Genomic DNA, 17,468 nt, shown 5'->3' with positions numbered 1-17,468 from the left:
CCTCAGCCGCCGAGGCCGAGCGCCGCGCGGACCGTGCCGGCGACGGCCGGTCCGCAGCTGTTGAGGAAGAAGTGCCCACCGGGGAAGACCGCCAGGTCGAACCCGCTCGTGGTGTGCGCGCGCCACGCGCCCGCCTCGGCCATCGTGGTCTGCGGGTCGCTGTCGCCGGTGAGCACCGTGATCGGCGCGGCGACGGCGGCGCCCGGCGGGCACTCGTAGGTCTCGATCGCGGTGTAGTCGCCGCGGATCGCCGGCAGGATCATCCGGACCACCTCGTCGTCGCCGAGGAGCGTGGCGTCGGTGCCGCTGAGCCGGCGCAGCTCGGCCAGGACGTGCGCGTCGTCGCCCAGGTGCACCGGCGGGGTGTCCCGCCGGCAGGCCGGCCCCCGCCGCCCGGACGCGAACAGCCGCACCGGCGCCGCACCGGCGGCCTCCAGGCGCCGCACCACCTCGAACCCGACGACGGCGCCCATGCTGTGCCCGAAGAACGCCAGCGGCCGGTCGGTCCAGCCCTCCAGGGCCTCGGCGACGCGGTCGGCGAGCCGCCCGAGGTCCGCCTCGCACGGTTCGTCGCGGCGGTCCTGCCGGCCCGGGTACTGCACCGCCAGGACGTCCGCGGCGGGCGCCAGCGCCGCGGCCATGGGCCGGTAGTAGCTCGCCGCGCCCCGGCGTGCGGCAGGCACACCAGGCGCACCGGGGCGTCGTCCGCCGGGCGGTACCGGCGGACCCAGTCGTTGTCACGGCGCAGCGCCGCGGTGTGGGTCATCGCGTCACCCCCGCCGCGGCGCGCCGGCCGGCAGGTCCAGCCGCCGGTCGCCGGACAGGATCGCCACGTGCAGGTCCCGCAGCGACCGGCACGGCTCCAGCCCCAGGTCGTTGCGCAGGGTCGTGCGGGCCGACTGGTACACCTTCAGCGCGTCGGCCTGCCGCTCCGAGCGGTACAGCGCCAGCATCAGCTGCCGGTAGAACGACTCGTGCAGCGGCTGCTGGGCCACCAGCGAGTACAGCAGGCTGATGAGCGAGCGGTGCCGGCCCAGGGCCAGCCCCGACTCGACCATCATCTCGGTGCACTCCAGGCGGCTCTCGTCCAGCCAGGCCGCGAACGCGTTGACCACCCGGCTGTCGCGCAGGCCGCCGAGCGCCGGGCCGCGCCACAGCTGCAGCGCGGCGGCGTAGGACGCGGCGGCCTCCTCGTGCTGCCCGGCCCGCGCCTGCTGCCGGCCCAGCCCGACCAGCTTCTCGAAGTCCCGCAGGTCGAGCTCACCGTCGTCGATGTTGAGCAGGTACCCCGGCGGGCGCGTGACGATCGGGCTGCTGCCTTCGCCGTACTGGCCGAGAAACTTCCGCAGCTGCGAAATGTAGACGTGCACCGCGGCCGTCGACCGGCGTGGGGCGTTCTCGCCCCAGATCTCATCGGTGAGGTAATGCATCGGCACCACCTGGCCGGAGCGCACGAGCAGCACCGCGAGCAGGATCTGCATCTTGTGCGCCCGGATGAAGGACCCGCTGCCGGGCCCCGTCACCCGCAGCGGGCCGAGGATCTCGTACCGCAACCGGCCGGTCTCCCGCCGTGCCGAGTCCTGCGTGTCATGGACCACCAGAGCGTTCACGAATCGCACCCCCGTAAACGAATGTTCATCACCATGGGCCCGAACCCCGTTCCTTCCACCAGAAACACGCCGTTAACACATTGGCAAATGACGATTTCTTTGTGGCGTTTCCGGACGTTGGGAACGCTAACCACGGGTACTGTCCGCGACAACCCCAACACGGGGCGCCCCCTACCCCTACCCCCTGCGGCTACGACCTGCGGGTGCTGGTCGCGGCGCGGTCGGCGGCGGCCTGGACCTCATCGAGGGTGTCCGGGATCTCAGCGCCCGCCGACGCGTCGGGCAGGTCGTCCTCCATCCGGTGCAGCGGACGGTAGGCCAGGCCCAGCGCACCCCAGGCCACCAGGAGCAGCCCGCAGGCGAGGAGGATCAGGGCGGTGCCCCTGCCGGCGCCGGTGCCGATCACCTGGCCGACCGTGCCCGCGAGCGCGCCGCCGGGTCTGAGCAGCGGCGTGACGGCGCCGGTGAGCGGTGGTGCGGTGAGAAACGCGAGCGGGGTCATGGCCACGGCCAGCATCTGGTTGGTGGCCAGGACCCGGCCCTGCAGCTCCAGGCCCACCTTGACCTGGATGATGGCGAGCCAGTGCGCGTTGAGGACGGTGAGCGAGGCGTACCAGATGAGGCTGCCGGCCGCGGCGACCACGATGGACGGCCGCAACCCGACGAGGGCCGCGCCGAGGCCGACCCCGACGACGAAGCCGACCATGCCGGTGGCGCGGCGTTCGGCGCCGCCCCACAGGACCATGGCGAGGGCGCCGAGGCCCGCGCCGACGCCGCTGCACGTGGTGACGACGCTGACCGCGGTCGTGCCGCCGAACGCGTAGACGGTGGGCACGGTGACGGCGAGGGCGAGCATGGCCAGGTAGTTCTCCACGATGAAGAACCCGATCATGATCATCAGTGGCCGGCGCCGGACGAGGAACCGCCAGCCGCCCGCGATGGCGCGGACGAACGTCTCCTCCTGCCGGCGGAACAGCCGGTCGGGCAGCCGCACGACGAGGAGGGTGCCGATGCCCAGCAGCAGTGACACCACGTCGACCGCGACGACCCACGGCATGCCCAGGGCCGTGATCAGCGCGCCGCCCGCGAGGGGCGCGATGAGCATGCCGATGCCCGGGCCCAGGTTCGCCAGGGCGTTGGCCTGCCCCAGGTACGGCTTGGGCACCAGCTGCGCCACCGCGGCCAGGTATGCGGGCCGGTGGAACGCGGTCACCGTGGACAGCAGCCCGGCGAGCAGCCCGACGCTCCAGATCTCGAGACGGCCCAGCGCGAGCAGGGTGACCACGACCGTCATGACCGCCGCGCCCGCGCCGTTGCAGGCGAGCATGATCCGCCGCCGGTCGAACCGGTCCGCGACCGCGCCGCCCAGCGGCAGAACCACGATCGCGGGCAGCAGCGCCAGCATGGTGACCAGGGCGTAGTCGGCGACCCGGCCGTGCTGCTGGTACGCCCACACGCCCAGCGCGAAGGAGCTCAGCGCCGCGCCGATCAGCGACGCGGTCTGGCCGGCCGCCATCAGGTAGAACTCGCGCAGGTCGCGGCGGGCCCGGCCGCCGGTGACGGCGGTGCTGACCGGCGCCGGCGGCCGGCCCCCGCGCCAGTCCCGCACGGCGCCGGCGATGCTGTCCGCGGCCGCCGCGGCCTGGTGCTTGATGAAGTAGTGCCCGGCGCGCGGCAGGACGGCCAGGGCCACCCGGTCGGCGAACGCGCCCCATTCGGCGTAGCGCTCCTCGTACAGCTCCGTGGAGCGGTCCCGGGCGCCGATCAGGCACAGCACCGGCGCCCGCAGCCGGCGCCGGTCCGGCCCGGTCAGCTCGCGGGTGAACCAGGTCTGCGCCTCGTCCACGTCGTGGCGCAGCCCGCGCAGGATCACGTCGGCGTCGAGTTCCGCGTCGTCGTCGAGGCCGCCGAGCGTGCGCAGGAAGTCGCGGTACGCCCGGTCGGAGGTCCACCAGGTGGCGGGGATGCGCCGGTGCAGCCACGCCGCGACCCGGCCCGGCAGCCGGGCGGCGGGGAAGCTGCCGCCGACGACGAGCCCGGCGACGTCGCGGCCCCCGGCCTCCAGCCGCAGCGCCAGCTCGGTCGCGGCGGCCGAGCCGACGCAGTGGCCGTAGACCAGCACCGGGCCGGTCGGCAGGTCCGCGATCACCCGGTCGATGAGCGCCGGCAGGGCAGCGCCGGCTCGTCGGGGCGGGCCGGATCGTGCCCGGGCAGCTCGACGGCGAGGACGGCGGCGCCCGGCATGCGCTGCGCCAGTTCCTTCGCCAGGGGCCCGTACGCGGCCGCGGAGCCGCCACCGTACGGGACGCAGACGACGGTGAGCGTGGCCGCCGCCGGACCCGCCAGCCGGTGCAGCAGCCCGGTGGCGCCGCCGCCGTCGTCGAGGTGCGCGGCGAGCTCCCGGACGGTCGGGTGGGTGAACAGGTCGATGACCCGCAGCTGCGGATCGATGGCGCGCACCGCGCGCACGGCCTTGAACGAGTCGCCGCCGAGGGCGAAGAAGTCGTCGTCCAGCCCGACGTCTGTGTCGTCGAGGACCTGCGCCCAGGCCGCCGCGATCCGCACCTGGGCAGGGGTCTGCGGCGCGACCCGGCCGGCGGCGCCGGGCGGCTCGGGTGCGGGCAGCGCGGCCCGGTCGACCTTGCCGTTGGCGGTCAGCGGCAGCCGGTCGAGCACGACGAACGCCGACGGGATCATGTAGTCCGGCAGCCGGTCCCGCAGCGCGGCCCTGACCGGGCCCGGGTCGGCGGTCGCGGGCGTGATCCAGGCCGCGAGCCGGCGGGTGTGCGCCTCGCCGACCGGCAGGACCACGGCCTCGGCGACGCCGTCCACGGCGCGCACCGCGGAGGCGACCTCGTTGAGCTCGACCCGGTAGCCGCGGATCTTCACCTGGTCGTCGACCCTGCCGAGGATCTGCACCAGGCCGTGCGCGTCGACGCGGACCCGGTCGCCGGAGCGGTACCAGCCGCCGGTGAACCGCTCGTCGCGCCCGTGCAGGTAGCCGCGGGCGACGCTGGGGCCGCCGATGCGCAGCTCGCCCGGCACCCCGCGGGCACGGGCCGGCCGGCCGGGTCGGTGACGACGCAGTCGACGTTCGGCAGCGGCCGCCCGATGGGGACGGTGCCGTGGCGCCGGTCGGCGGGGACGGCGCGCACGTCGCAGCCGAGCACGGACACCGTGGTCTCGGTCGGGCCATAGTGCACCTGCACGTCCAGGTCGGGGCGGACCCGCTCGACCCGCTCGATCAGCTCCCACGGGCAGGGTTCGCCGGCCAGGACGAGCAGCCGCCGGGGCAGCAGCGCGGCGAGGTCGCCGTGCGCGGCGAGGAGCTCCAGGTGGCTGGGCACCAGCTTCATCGCGTCGACGGGGTGCACGGCCAGGTACGCGGCGAACGCCTCCGGGTCGGTGGCGGTCTCCCGGTCCACCAGGTGCACGACGCCACCGGTGCTCAGCGCCCCGAACAGGTTCGTCATGCCGAGGTCCGCGGCGTGCGTGGACACCAGCGCGTAGGAGGCATGCCGCCCGATGCGGTCCGCGACGGCGTGCAGGTAGTGGGTGATCTGCCGGTGCTCGACCGCGACGCCCTTGGGCCGCCCCGTCGATCCCGACGTGAAGATCACGTACGCGAGGTGGTCCATCGGCACCCGCACCGGCGCCGCCGGCTCGCCCGTGATGCCGGCGACGACGAGCGCACCGGGGACCCGGCCCGCGAACGCCGCCTCGGTGAGCACGAACCGGGCCCCGGCTGCGGCGAGGATCTCCGCCACCCGCCCGTCCGGGTAGCCGGGGTCGATCGGGAGGTAGGCGGCGCCGGCCTTCAGCACGCCGAGCATCGCGACGGGCAGGCTGATCCCGCGTTCGGTCAGCACCGCGACGGGCTCCTGCGGCCGCACCCCGGCCGACCGCAGCCGCGCCGCCACCACCGCGGCCCGCCGGTCGAGCTCGGCGTAGGTCAGCCGGCCGTCCGCGGCGAGGACGGCGGGCGCGTCCGGTGTGCCCGCCGCGTGCCGCGAGATCAGCTCGTGCAGCGGCACGTCCAGGCAGTACGTCACCCGCGGCCCGGCCGGGCCGGGTCGCACGCCGGGTTCCAGGGGCAGGTCGCCGACCGGGCGGCCGGGTTCGGCGGTCAGTCCCGCCAGCAGCGCCAGGTACCAGCCCGCCAGCCGCCGGGCGGTTTCCTCGTCGAACAGGTCGGTGCGGTACACCAGCGAACCCCGGTAGCCGTCGTCCACTCTGGACAGTCCGAGGTTCAGGTCGTACTTGGTGGTGCGGATCGGCAGCTCGACGTCGTGCGCGGCCAGGTGCGGGAAGCGCGGCGGCGTGGCCGGCTGCTCCAGGACGTTGAGCAGCACCTGGAAGATGGGGGTGGTGGCGAGGTTGCGCTCGGGCTGCAGCCGCTCCACGATCCGCTCGAACGGTGTCTCGGCGTGTGCCAGCGCGTCGATCGCGGTCTCGCGGGCCCGCACCAGCAGCTCCCGGCCCGTCGGGTCGCCGGAGCAGTCGGTGCGCAGCACCAGCGTACCGATGAAACAGCCGATCATCTTCTCGACGTCGGGGTGGTGCCGGCCGGCCGCGGGGACCCCGACGGGCACGTCGTCGGTGCCGCACACCCTGGCCAGGAGCGCCTGCCATGCGGTGAGCAGCACCATGAACGGGGTGGCGCCGCAGGCCGCGGCGAGCTCGGCGACCCGCGCGGTCAGTGCGGCGGGGACGCTCACCGGCACCTGCCCGGCGCCGGCGCCGGCGACCGCGGGCCGGGGCCGGTCGGTCGGCAGGTCCAGCACCGGCGCGAGACCCCGCAGCCGCTCGACCCACCAGTCGAGGTCCGCCGCGGACGTCTCACGGCCGGCCTGCCAGCGGGCGTAGTCGGCGTACTGCACCGCCGGCGCGACCGGCAGCGGCCGGCCGGCGACCCGTGCGGCGTAGAGGCCGGCGAGCTCGTGCAGGGCCAGGTCGACCGACCACGCGTCGAACGCGATGTGGTGCACGACGAGCAGCAGCAGGTGCTCGTCCGGGCCCGTACGGCTGATCAGGGCGCGCAGCGGTGGCTCCTCGTCGAGCCGGAACGGCCGCTGCCGGAACGCCTCGACGGATCCCGCGACCTCGACGGGCACGTCCTGCGCCGCGCCGATGACCGCGACCGGCGCCCCGTCGTGGTCGGCGAACCGGCTGCGCAGCACGTGATGACGCGTCGCCAGGTCCCGGATCGCGGCGGTCAGCGCGGCCACGTCGAGCGGACCGGCGAGCCGCACGGTCGCGGTCACGTGGTACGCGGCGCTGGAAGGCTCCAGCTGGTGCATGAACCACAGCCGGGCCTGCGCCGGTGACAGCGGCGCGGGCGTGCCCGGGTCACCGGCGGGAATGGTGGTGTGCGTGGCGGCGCGGGCGGCGGCGCGCCGCGCCCCGGCCAGCCGCTGCTGGATCAGTGAGCGCTGGCTGTCGGTGACGGTCACGCCTGCGTCACCTCGGCCAGCAGCAACGTTTCGAGGGCCGCGGCGAAGGTCGCGAGGACCGGCCGCTCGAACAGCAGCCGCACCGGCACCGGGAGGTCCAGCGCGTCGCGCAGCCGGCCGGCGACCAGCGTCGCGGACAGCGAGTGCCCGCCGAGCGCGAAGAAGTGGTCGTGCACCGACAGCTCGTCGCGGTGCAGCACGGCACCCCAGACCTCGGCGACGAGCTGCTCCGCCTCGCTGCGCGGCGCGACGTGTTCCCGCGCGTCGTCGCGGGGCTCGGGCAGCGCGGCCCGGTCGACCTTGCCGGATCCGTTGACCGGCAGGGACGGCAGCGTCATCCACCGCAGCGGCACCATGTGCTCGGGCAGCGCGGCCCGCAGCAGCGTCTCCAGCTCGGGCGGGTCGAGCACCGATCCCGGCCGCGGCACCAGGTAGCCGACGAGGTGCGCGTCGCCGCCGCTGCCGGCGACGGCGACCACCGCCTCGGCCACGCCGGGCGCCGCCCGCAGCCGCGCCTCGACCTCGCCGAGCTCGATGCGGTGCCCGCGCACCTTCACCTGGTGGTCGCGGCGGCCGAGGAAGTCCAGCAGCCCGTCGGTGCGCCACCGCACCAGGTCGCCGGTGCGGTAGCAGCGTTCCCCGGGCCGGACCGGGTCGGCGACGAACGCCGCCTCGGTCAGGTCGGCCCGACCGTGGTAGCCGCGGGCCACACCGGCGCCGCCGATCCACAGCTCCCCGACCGTCCCCGGCAGCGCGAGGCGGCCCGCGGCGTCCATCACGTACACCCATTCCCCGGCCATGGGCGAGCCGATCGGCACGGTGTCGCCGACGGGCGCGGTGACGCGGTACATGGTGGAGGTCACCGCGGTCTCGGTGGGGCCGTAGCCGTTCCAGAACTCGCCGAGCCGCGCCGTCAGCTCCCGGGCGAGGGCCGGGTCGACGGTCTCGCCGATGGCGACCGCCCGCACCGCCGGCGCCTGCCAGCCGGCGGCGACGAGCATCCGGAACGTGGTCGGGGTCGCGGTCATCACGGTCACGCCGGACTCCGCGATCCGCTTCGCCACCAGGTGCCCGTCGACGGCCACGCCGCGCTCCAGCAGCACCAGCCGCAGGCCGTTGCCGAGCCCGACCCACAGTTCGAGGCCCGCGACGTCGAAGGAGAGCGCGGTCAGGCCGAGCATCACGTCGCCGGGGGTCACCGGCATCAGCTCACAGTTCGCGGCGACGAACGCGGCGAGGCTGCCGTGGGTGAGTGCCACGCCCTTGGGACGGCCGGTCGAGCCGGACGTGTACAGGATGTACGCGAGGTCGCCGGGCCCGACCGGCGGCAGCTCCCCCGGCGCCACGGCCAGGGTGTCGGCCAGGGCGTCGGCCAGGGCGTCGGCCAGGTCGACGACGACCGCGCCGGTGCCGTCGGCGAGCCGGCGCGCCAGGTCCAGGGTCTCCGCCGCGGCGAGCACGACCCGCGCGCCGGAGTCGCCGAGCTGGTAGCGCAGCCGTTCCGCGGGGTGGTCGGGTTCCAGCGGCACGTACGCCGACCCGGCCTGCCACACGCCGACGAGCGCGGCGGGCAGGTGCCGGTCGCGGGGCAGGCAGATCCCGACGGGCGTGCCGGGGCCGGCGCCGTGCGCGCGGACCGCGGCCGCGACCCGCGCCGCGGCCCGGGCCAGGTCGCCGTAGCTGAGGGTGCCGTCGCGGCCGTCGACGGCGACCGCGTCCGGGCGGGCGCCGGCCTGGGCGAGGACCGCGCCGAGCACGGTGGCCGGGGCGTCCGCCGGCAGGTCCGGGCCGGTGCCCAGGGCGACCAGCACGGCCCGTTCGGAGCGGCCGAGCAGGTCGATCCGCGAGATCGGGCGGTCCGGCCCGCCCAGCAGCCCGTCGAGCAGGACGAGCAGCCAGCGCGCCCACCGTTGCACCGTCGTGGCGTCGAACAGGTCCCGCCGGTAGCTGATGAACCCGTCGTAGCCGCCGTCCCTGCCGGTCAGCGACAGGCTCACGTCGAACTTGTTGGAGTCCAGCGGGGAGTCGAGCCGTTCGGCGCGCACCGCCGGCAGCACGGGGTCCCGCTGGGGTGTTTCGAGCAGGAACAGCATCGACTGGAAGATCGGGGTGGTGGCGGTGGAACGCTCCGGCGCGACCGCCTCCACGACCCGCTCGAACGGCGCCTCGGCGTGCCCGAACGCCTCCAGGGTGCGCTCGCGGACCCGTTCCAGGAGCTGCCGCCCGGTCGGGTCGCCGGACAGGTCCGTGCGCAGCACGAGGGTGTTGATGAAGCAGCCGACGACGGCTTCGGTGGCGCGGTGGTGGCGCCCCGACTCCGGCACGCCGACGGCGACGTCCTCGCTGCCGCAGAGCCGGCCGAGCAGCGCCTGCCAGGCGGCGAGCAGCACCATGAACGGCGTGGCGCCGTTGTCCCTGGCGCTCTGGCGTACCCGTGCCGCGAGCCCCGGGGGCAGGCTGACGGGCACGTAGCCGCCGGTCCAGTCGGCGACGGCCGGGTAGGGCCGGTCGGCCGGCAGCGCGAGGGCCGGGGCGAGCCCGGCGAGGCGCCGCACCCACCAGTCGACGTGCTGCTCGACGCCGCCCTGCGTGGGCCGCCGGTCCTGCCACTCGGTGACGTCGGCGTACTGCAGCGACGGCGGTGCGGGCGGCGCGGCCCGGCCGAGGCGGGCGGCGTAGAGCGCGCCGAGCTCGTCCAGCATCAGGTCCTGCGACCAGGCGTCGGTGGCGATGTGGTGGACGGTCAGCGCCAGGACGTGGTGCTCGGCGGCGAGGCGGAACAGCGCGGCCCGCATCGGCGGCTCCCGGTCCAGCCGGAACGGGCGGCTCACCTCCGCCCGTACCAGCGCCGCCAGGGCCGCCTCGTCGGTCTCCACCAGCGTCAGTGCGACCCGGTCGGCCGGCCCGGCGACGGCCACCGGCTCCGCGTCGCCGGTCGGCGCCGCGCCGGGTTCGGCGATGACGCTGCGCAGCACCTCGTGGCGGGCGGCGACGTCGCGCAGCGCCGCCAGGAGCGCGTCCGCGTCGAGCGGGCCGGTCAGCCGCAGCACGGCCGGCACGTGGTAGATCGAGGTGTTGTCCTCGAACTGGGCGTTGAACCACAGCCGGCGCTGCGCCGGCGACAGTGGCTGCGGCGCGTCCGGGTCGGACCGGCGCGGGATCTCCGCACCGGCGCCGGCCCCGGCCGCGGCGGCACGCGCGGCCGCCACCCGCCGCTCCATGAGTTCCCGCAGCGTGTCCGGCGGGGTCTCTCGGTCAGACAAGGTCATAGTCATTCCCCGGATGGTTGTGGCCCGGTTCGGCCACGATGTCGTCCATGACAAGGCGTTCCAGCCGCTCGGCGAAGTCGGCGAGCACCGGATGGTCGAAGAGCAGCCGCACCGGCACCGCGCAGCCCAGCGTGTCGCGCAGCCGGCCGGCGACCCGGGTCGCGGCGAGCGAGTGCCCGCCGAGGCCGAAGAAGCTGTCGCCGGCGCCGATCCGGTCCGCGGCGAGGACCTGCGCCCACACGTCGGCGACGAGCTCCTCCATCACCGACCGGACCGGCCGGTGTGGCCCGTCCCCGCCGGGCTCCGGCAGCGCGGCCAGGTCGACCTTGCCGCTGGGCATGGTCGGCAGCGCGTCGAGCACCACCCAGCGGTGCGGCACCAGGTAGTCGGGGAGGCGCCCGCGCAGGTGCGCGGCGGCCCGCTCCCCGGTGACCGGGCCGGCGACGTACCCGACGAGGTGCGCCTGCGCACCCTCGCCCCGCGCGGTGACGACCGCGTGTGCGACGTCGGGATGCTCGCGCAGCGCCGCCTCGATCTCGCCGAGCTCGACCCGGTACCCGCGGATCTTCAGCTGGTGGTCGCGCCGGCCGCGGAACACCAGCTCCCCGTCGGCGCGGCGGCGGACCAGGTCACCGGTGCGGTAGCAGCGCCCGCCGGGCACGACGGGGTCGGGCACGAACGCGGCAGCGGTCAGCTCCGGCCGGTCGTGGTAGCGCAGCGCGGGGCCGGCACCGCCGATCCACAGCTCACCCGCGACGCCGGGCGGCGCCAGCCGGTGCAGCGGATCCATGACGTAGAGCCGTTCCCCGGGCATCGGGTGCCCGATCGGCACGGTCGCGTCCGCATCGTCCACTTCGGACACCCGGTACGCCGCGGACAGCACGGTGGCCTCGGTCGGGCCGTACACGTTCCACAGCTGACCGACCCGCGGCAGCAGCTCCCGCGCCAGGGCCGCGTCCAGGGCCTCGCCGCCGGCCCACACCCGCAGGTCGGGTGCGCCCGTCCAGCCCGACGCGAGCAGCGTGCGCAGCATCGTCGGCGGCACGTTCATGACGGTGACCCGGTGCGCGGCGATGCGCTCGGCCAGCCGGTAGCCGTCCACGGCGGTGTCGCGGTCCACCACCACGCAGCAGGCGCCGGCGCCGAGCGTGGACCACAGCTCCGCGCACGACGTGTCGAAGCTCAGCGTGGCCACGGCCAGCATCCGGTCCCCCGGCCCGATGCCGGGTTCGTGCCGCAACGACTCGGCGAGCGAGGCGAGCCCGGCCTGCGCGACCGCAACCCCTTTCGGTGTCCCGGTCGAGCCGGACGTGTACAGCAGGTACGCCAGATCCCGCGGCCCGGCGGGCGGCAGTGCCGGTGCCGGCCCGTGGCCGGCGTCGAGGTCCAGCGGGCGGGTCCCGGCCACGCCTGCCGCCGCGGCGGCGGTCACGGTGCGGCACAGCACGGTGCGCACCCCGCCGTCGGCGGCGAGCCACCCGAGGCGTTGCGCGGGCAGCTCCGGTTCCAGCGGCAGGTACGCGGCGCCGGCCCGCCACACCCCGAGCAGCGTCGCGGGCAGCCGGTGGTCGCGGGGAGGCACACGCCGACGACCTCGCCCCGGCGGGTGCCCCGCCCCAGCAGCGCCGCCGCGACCTCGGCCGAGGCGTCCCACAGCTGCCGGTACGTCATCGTGGCATCCGCGCCGGCCACGGCGACGTCGTCGGGGCGCCGCCGCACGTGCCGCTCGACCGCGTCCACCATCGTGGCGGGCGCGTCGGCCGGCAGCGGCGGGCCGGCCGAGCGACCCAGCAGCTCCGCCCGTTCGGCCGCGGTGACCAGCGGCAGCCGCGCCAGCGGCCGGTCCGGGCCGGCAGTCAGCTCCCCGAGCACCAGCAGCAGCCGGTCGGCGAACGCCGCCGCCCACTGCCGGTCCGTCAGGTCGAGGTCGTACTCCAGCTGCAGCTCGGTGCCCCCGGAGGTCTCGTTGACGAAGACGGTGAGCGGGTTCTGCGCCCCGCCGCAGCCCAGCTCCCCCAGCAGCTCCAGGCGCAGCCCGCCCCGCTCGACGCAGACCGGCAGGTCCGGCGGCTGCGCGGACAGCACCACCGGCGTGAGCATCGCGCCGCGCGGCTGCGTGCCGACCGCCCGGAACAGGTCCTCGGTGGACGGACGCGGCCGGTCCAGGGCCCGCGCCGTCGTCGCCGCGGCGGCCGCGATCGTCTCACCGGCCGTGGCGGCGGGATCCAGCCGCAACCGGACCGGCAGCACGTCGACGAGCGGGCCGATCACCCCGTCCAGCTCGGGTCCGGCGCGCCGGGCCACGACCGCACCCACCAGAACGTCCGCGCGGGCGGTGTACCCGGCCAGGAGCAGCCCGAGCGCGGTCAGCCAGCCCGCGAACGTCGCCGTGCCGCTCGCCGCGCAGACCTCGGCGAGCCCGGCCACCAGCGACGGCGGCACTGGCCGGGTCAGCCGCTCGCCCCGGAACCCGCCGGTGCCCGTGAAAAGCTCGTCCGGCGGGGACGCGCCCGCCAGCTCGTCCCGCCACGACCCTCCGGGCGTCGGCTCCAGCACGGCGAGGTCGCCGACCTGCACCGGCGGCGGGTCAATGGTGCCGGGGGCGGTCAGCTCCGCCGCCAGCTCGGCGAGGAACGTCCCCGTGGACCAGCCGTCGAACGCCACGTGGTCGGTGACGACGACGAGCTCCGACACGTCCGCCGTGAGCCGGATCAGGTCCGCACGCAGCAGCGGTACGCCGTCGGCCAGGTCGAACGCGTGCCGCGCCGCCGCCGCGGCGATCGTGTCCGCCAGGCCGGCGCGCACCGCGGCGGGCCGGTCGCGCAGGTCGTGCCCGGCCACCGGCACCGTCGTGTCCGCGCCGACCACGGCGACGGGTTCGCCGTCGCGTTCGACGATCCGGCTGCGCAGCACCTCGTGGCGCGCCACCACCGCCGCGAGGGCCGCCCGCAGGGCCGCCGCGTCGACCGGCCAGGTGAGCCGGGCCCGGAACGCCACCGTGGTCACGGCCGGCACGGGACTGATCTGCCGCAGCGTCCACAGCTCGCGCTGGGTCGGGGTCAGCGGGTACTCCACCGCGCCCTCGTGCCGCACGGGGCGTCCCCGGCCGGTGCCGCGCCCTGCCGCACCAGCGCGGCGAGGGCGGCGACGGTCGGCTCGGCGAGGAACCCGGCCAGGGTGACGGTGGTGCCGAACGCCCGGCCGGCGAGCGCGCAGACCCGGGCCGCGGCCAGCGAGTGCCCGCCGAGGTCGGCGAAGCGGTCCTCGACCCCCACGCCGGGGATCCCCAGGACCTCACCGACGATCGCGGCCAGGGTCGCCTCCGTGGGCGTGCGCGGCGCGACGTAGGCCGTCGCCGTCCCGCGCCGGGCCGGCAGCGGGGCAGCGCCGCCCGGTCGACCTTGCCGTTCGGGCCCAGCGGCAGCCGGTCGGTCACGCCGAGCCGGGTCGGCACCAGGTGCTCCGGCACCCGGCGGCGCAGCCACACGCGCAGGCTCCGCTCGTCGACGCCGGTCGCCTCCACGTGCCCGACCAGGTGGGACACCCCGTCGGCGCCGGCGGCCGGGAGCACGCAGGCGCGGCGGACGGCAGGGTGGCGCACCAGCACGGCCTCGATCTCGCCGGGCTCGACCCGGTAGCCGCGGACCTTCACCTGGTCGTCGGCGCGACCGGCGAAACGCAGCACCCCGCCGGAGGAGCGGACCAGGTCACCGGTGCGGTACCAGCCGCCGGTGAACCGGTCGCCGGACCCGTGCAGGTAGCCGCGGGACACGACCGGCCCACCGATCCACAGCTCACCCAGCTCGCCGTCGGCGACGGGCCGGCCGGCGCCGTCCCGCACGGCCGTCACCGCGCCGGCGATCGGCCGCCCGATCGGCGGCTCGCCCGCGTCGTCGCGCCCGATCTCGGCGACCGCGCAGGTGGTGGTGCATTCCGTGGGCCCGTAGAGGTTGAGCACCCGCCGCACCCCGGGGTTGGCGTAGATCCGGTCCACGAGGGCGCGGGTCAGCGGCTCACCGCCGGCGAACACCGCCCGCACGCCGGCCGGCAGCGGCTCCCGCAGCAGCGCGGCGAGCGCCGACGGCACCCCGTACACGGTGGTCACCTCGTCGCGGGCCGGCAGCGCCGGCAGCGCCAGCAGGTTCTCGGCGAGGATCACCGTGCCGCCGGCGACCAGCGGCAGAAACAGCTGACTGATCGAAGGGTCGAAACTGATCGACGCGCTGGCGAGCATGCCGCGCAGCTCCTCGGCGGTGTACGCCGCCGCCTCCCAGCGCAGCAGGTTCATGGTGTTGCGGTGCTCGACGACGACGCCCTTGGGCCGGCCGGTGGAGCCCGAGGTATGGATGACGTACGCCGCGTCGCCGCCCTCCCCGGGCAGCCCGAGCGCCGTGCCGTCGCCGTCGTCGCCGATCTCGTCGACCGCCACCGCGACGAGACCGGCCGCCGGTCCCGTCATGGCCCGGCCGGCGGCGCCCGCGGTGGCGCTGCTGGTGGCGACGAGGCGCATCGTCGTGTCGGCGGCGATGTACGCGAGGCGCTCCGCCGGGTACGCCGGGTCCATCGGCACGTAGGCGGCGCCGGTCTTCAGCACGCCCAGCAGCGTGGGCAGCAGGTGCTCGTCGCGCCCCAGGCACACCCCGACCAGGTCACCGCGCCCGGCCCCGGCCCGCCGCAGCTCCCGCGCGATCCGGTTCGCCCTGGCGTCCAGCTCCGCGTACCGCGTGCGGACCCGCCCCGCGATCACCGCCACCCGCTCCGGGGTGCGCCGCGCCTGCTCCTCGAACGCGACATGGACACGATGAGACACGCGCAGTCCTCCCCCGTCCACGGCACCGATGCCACGACGTTGCTCAGAGGAATCATGCCGCATCTATCTGTACAGCGAAACCGCATCCACGATCATCGGTGCCCGGGCCGCTCGCGGACCGTGCCACGACCGGCCCCGGCAGCGCGCCGTCCGTCAGGGGAGGACGGACACCGCCGATCCGGGAGCGTGCCGATGAAGGAGTTCGACGCGAATGGCCTCGCGGCGCGGCCGGCCCCGCGCCACCGCCGCGCTCACCCGTGGTGCTCCTGCGGTGGCAGCGCCGCCACCAGCGGATGGTCGGCCGGCACCGGCCCGACCTTCAGGGCCGAGCCCGGCGAGCCGATCGCGGTGAAGAACTCGGCGTTGACGGCGGTGTAGCCCCCGAAGCCGTCCGGCAGGTCGTCCTCGTAGTAGATGGCCTCGACGGGGCAGACCGGCTCGCACGCGCCGCAGTCGACGCACTCCTCCGGCTGGATGTACAGCATGCGGTCGCCCTCGTAGATGCAGTTGATGGGGCACACGTCCAGGCACGCCTTGTCCTTCAGGTCCACACACGGCAACGCGATCACGAAGGTCATGCCGCGGAGAATAAAATCTCAACCCCACTTCACCTCAAGCCCCCGACCGGGATCTGGCCGACCCCGGCACGGCGGCACACCCCGCCGCCACGCTCCAGGGTCGGGCGTGGCGGCGGGGGTTGTGTCAGATCCAGCGTGGAGGGCTGGGGGCGCTCTCGTGCCAGAGCCGGTCGAGGGCGGTCACCACATAGGTGTAGTGCCTGCCTGGTTCGGCGGTGGGGTCGGTGTACGTGGTGCCGCGCACCGTCGCCACGAGGTGGGCGGCGTCGGCGAGGTCGCAGGCTGTCGGGATCGTGGCGGTGTCGAGGCGGTACACGCCGTAGGAGGTGACCTCGCCGAACGGGCCGGCGCCGCTGACCGTCGGGCGCCATCGCAGCTCGGCGCCGGCGGCGGTCCGCCGGGCCGTGGTGATGACGGGGAAGAGCAGCGGCTTCGCCGGTCCCCACGCGGGTGGGAACGCGGGACGGGTGTGGTGCGTGGCGGCGAGGATCGTTTCGGCGCCGAGGCGGTTCGCCCGGACCTGGACGGCGCTGAAGTGCACGTCGCCGAGCACCTGCGGGTACTGCCGGTTCAGCGTCAGGTGGTTGGACAGTTCCTGGGGGTCGAACCAGGCGGCCGGCTGGCCGGCGGCGGCGACCTTGTAGTCGGCCTGGCCGATGTAGAGCTGGACGTCGGTGCCGGCCACGACGTCGGCCCACCACGGCACCAGTTTCGCGTAGTCGGCGACGGCGAAGCCGATGTTCCAGTAGACCTGCGGCACGATGTAGTCGATCCAGCCCTCCTTCACCCACTTGCGGGTGTCGGCGAAGTTGGCGTCGTAGGACTGGGTGCCGTTGGTGTCGGAGCCGAGCGGGTCCGCGGCCTTGTTGCGCCAGATGCCGAACGGGCTGACGCCGAACTTCACCCACGGCTTTGCCGCGTGGATACGGCCGTCCAGCTCCCGGATGAGCAGGTCGATGTTGTTGCGCCGCCAGTCGCCCTTCGTGGCGAAGCCCGCGCCGTACTGCGCGTACGTGGCCTCGTCGCCGAAGTCCTGCCCGGCCGCCGGGTACGGGTAGAAGTAGTCGTCGAAGTGCACGCCGTCGACGTCGTACTTCGTGACCGCGTCCATGACGGCGTCCTGCACCCAGGCGCGGGCGGCGGGGATGCCGGGGTTGAAGTAGAGCCGGCCGCCCGCGTTGTCGACCGGGTACGCGACGGCCCAGTCGGGGTGGACGCGCAGCGGGCTGTTCGCCGGCAGCTTCGTCAGGTCGGTGCCGGCGCCGCCGGGTGCGGGCATGCTCGCCCGGTAGGGGTTGAACCAGGCGTGGAACTCCAGGTTCTCCTCGTGCGCGCGGCGGACCAGGTACTCCAGCGGGTCCCAGCCGGGGTCCTGGCCGGCGACGCCGGTGAGGTACTGCGACCACGGCTCCAGCGGCGACGGCCAGAACGCGTCGGCGTGCGGGCGGACCTGCACGATGACGGCGTTGTAGTTGAGGGACTTGGCGAGGGCGAGCCAGCCGTCGTACTCGGCCTGCAGCTCGGCCTGGGTCTTGCCGGGTGCGCTGGGCCAGTCGATGTTGACGACGCTGGCGATCCACATGGCGCGCAGCTGGTGCTTCGGCGTGGCCGGGTCCGTCACGCAGGCGGGCACGGCGGCCGCGGAGGCAGGCACGGCCGCGGCGGCGGGCGCGGGCACGACGAGCACCGCGGCGAGGCAGAGTAACGCGGACAGACGAGGCAGGGCAGACGGACGAGCGGACATGAAG

Annotated in this window: 9 protein-coding genes and 3 pseudogenes; all 12 read right to left on the bottom strand. The window is 75.5% G+C overall.

Going from position 1 to position 17,468, the window contains the following annotated elements; all coding sequences use genetic code 11:
- Positions 1–2: 2 nt before the first annotated feature.
- Positions 3–766: pseudogene (locus OHA72_RS26140) on the bottom strand (thioesterase II family protein).
- 4 nt (positions 767–770) lie between these two features.
- A complete protein-coding gene (locus OHA72_RS26135; RefSeq protein WP_327010426.1) occupies positions 771–1,610 on the bottom strand; it encodes an AfsR/SARP family transcriptional regulator in 840 nt (279 codons plus the stop codon).
- Positions 1,611–1,800: 190 nt separating this feature from the next.
- Positions 1,801–3,759 (bottom strand): MFS transporter, encoded by a 1,959-nt coding sequence (locus OHA72_RS26130; RefSeq protein ID WP_327010425.1) that lies wholly within the window; start codon positions 3,757–3,759, stop codon positions 1,801–1,803.
- Complete coding sequence (locus OHA72_RS26125) at positions 3,756–4,421, bottom strand: phosphopantetheine-binding protein (protein ID WP_327011668.1); 666 nt, start codon at positions 4,419–4,421, stop codon at positions 3,756–3,758. The genes OHA72_RS26130 and OHA72_RS26125 overlap by 4 nt, the downstream gene beginning before the upstream one ends.
- 74 nt (positions 4,422–4,495) lie before the next feature.
- Positions 4,496–7,063, bottom strand: coding sequence for a non-ribosomal peptide synthetase (locus OHA72_RS26120; protein WP_327010424.1), 2,568 nt, complete (start codon positions 7,061–7,063; stop codon positions 4,496–4,498).
- Positions 7,060–10,326: a non-ribosomal peptide synthetase gene (locus OHA72_RS26115; protein ID WP_327010423.1), complete on the bottom strand. Its 3,267-nt coding sequence runs from the start codon at positions 10,324–10,326 to the stop codon at positions 7,060–7,062. Before OHA72_RS26115 ends, OHA72_RS26120 begins: the two co-directional genes overlap by 4 nt.
- On the bottom strand, positions 10,319–10,594 hold the full coding sequence (locus OHA72_RS64850; protein WP_442788744.1) for a phosphopantetheine-binding protein: 276 nt from the start codon (positions 10,592–10,594) through the stop codon (positions 10,319–10,321). Before OHA72_RS64850 ends, OHA72_RS26115 begins: the two co-directional genes overlap by 8 nt.
- A gap of 123 nt (positions 10,595–10,717) precedes the next feature.
- Positions 10,718–13,347, bottom strand: a pseudogene (locus OHA72_RS64845) (amino acid adenylation domain-containing protein); the annotation flags it as partial.
- A 44-nt stretch (positions 13,348–13,391) separates the two neighbouring features.
- On the bottom strand, positions 13,392–13,607 hold the full coding sequence (locus OHA72_RS64840; protein ID WP_442788677.1) for a phosphopantetheine-binding protein: 216 nt from the start codon (positions 13,605–13,607) through the stop codon (positions 13,392–13,394).
- A gap of 185 nt (positions 13,608–13,792) precedes the next feature.
- A pseudogene (locus OHA72_RS26100) lies at positions 13,793–15,205 on the bottom strand (amino acid adenylation domain-containing protein); the annotation flags it as partial.
- Positions 15,206–15,393: 188 nt separating this feature from the next.
- Positions 15,394–15,720: a ferredoxin gene (gene fdxA / locus OHA72_RS26095; RefSeq protein WP_327010421.1), complete on the bottom strand. Its 327-nt coding sequence runs from the start codon at positions 15,718–15,720 to the stop codon at positions 15,394–15,396.
- A 124-nt stretch (positions 15,721–15,844) separates the two neighbouring features.
- Entirely contained in the window at positions 15,845–17,464 is a 1,620-nt protein-coding gene (locus OHA72_RS26090) for a glycoside hydrolase family 10-like protein (protein ID WP_327010420.1), read from the bottom strand.
- Between the last annotated feature and the right edge of the window lie 4 nt (positions 17,465–17,468).

It is taken from the genome of Dactylosporangium sp. NBC_01737, from assembly GCF_035963215.1.
Classification (GTDB): domain Bacteria; phylum Actinomycetota; class Actinomycetes; order Mycobacteriales; family Micromonosporaceae; genus Dactylosporangium.
The sequence above is the reverse complement of the archived record's forward strand: the minus strand, read 5'-3'. Positions and strand labels throughout refer to the sequence as shown.

Coding starts and splice junctions, on each gene's coding strand:
- OHA72_RS64850 (WP_442788744.1), bottom strand. CDS start 10,594: ATGGAGGAGCTCGTCGCCGACGTGTGGGCGCAGGTCCTCGCCGCGGAC.
- fdxA (WP_327010421.1), bottom strand. CDS start 15,720: ATGACCTTCGTGATCGCGTTGCCGTGTGTGGACCTGAAGGACAAGGCG.
- OHA72_RS26090 (WP_327010420.1), bottom strand. CDS start 17,464: ATGTCCGCTCGTCCGTCTGCCCTGCCTCGTCTGTCCGCGTTACTCTGC.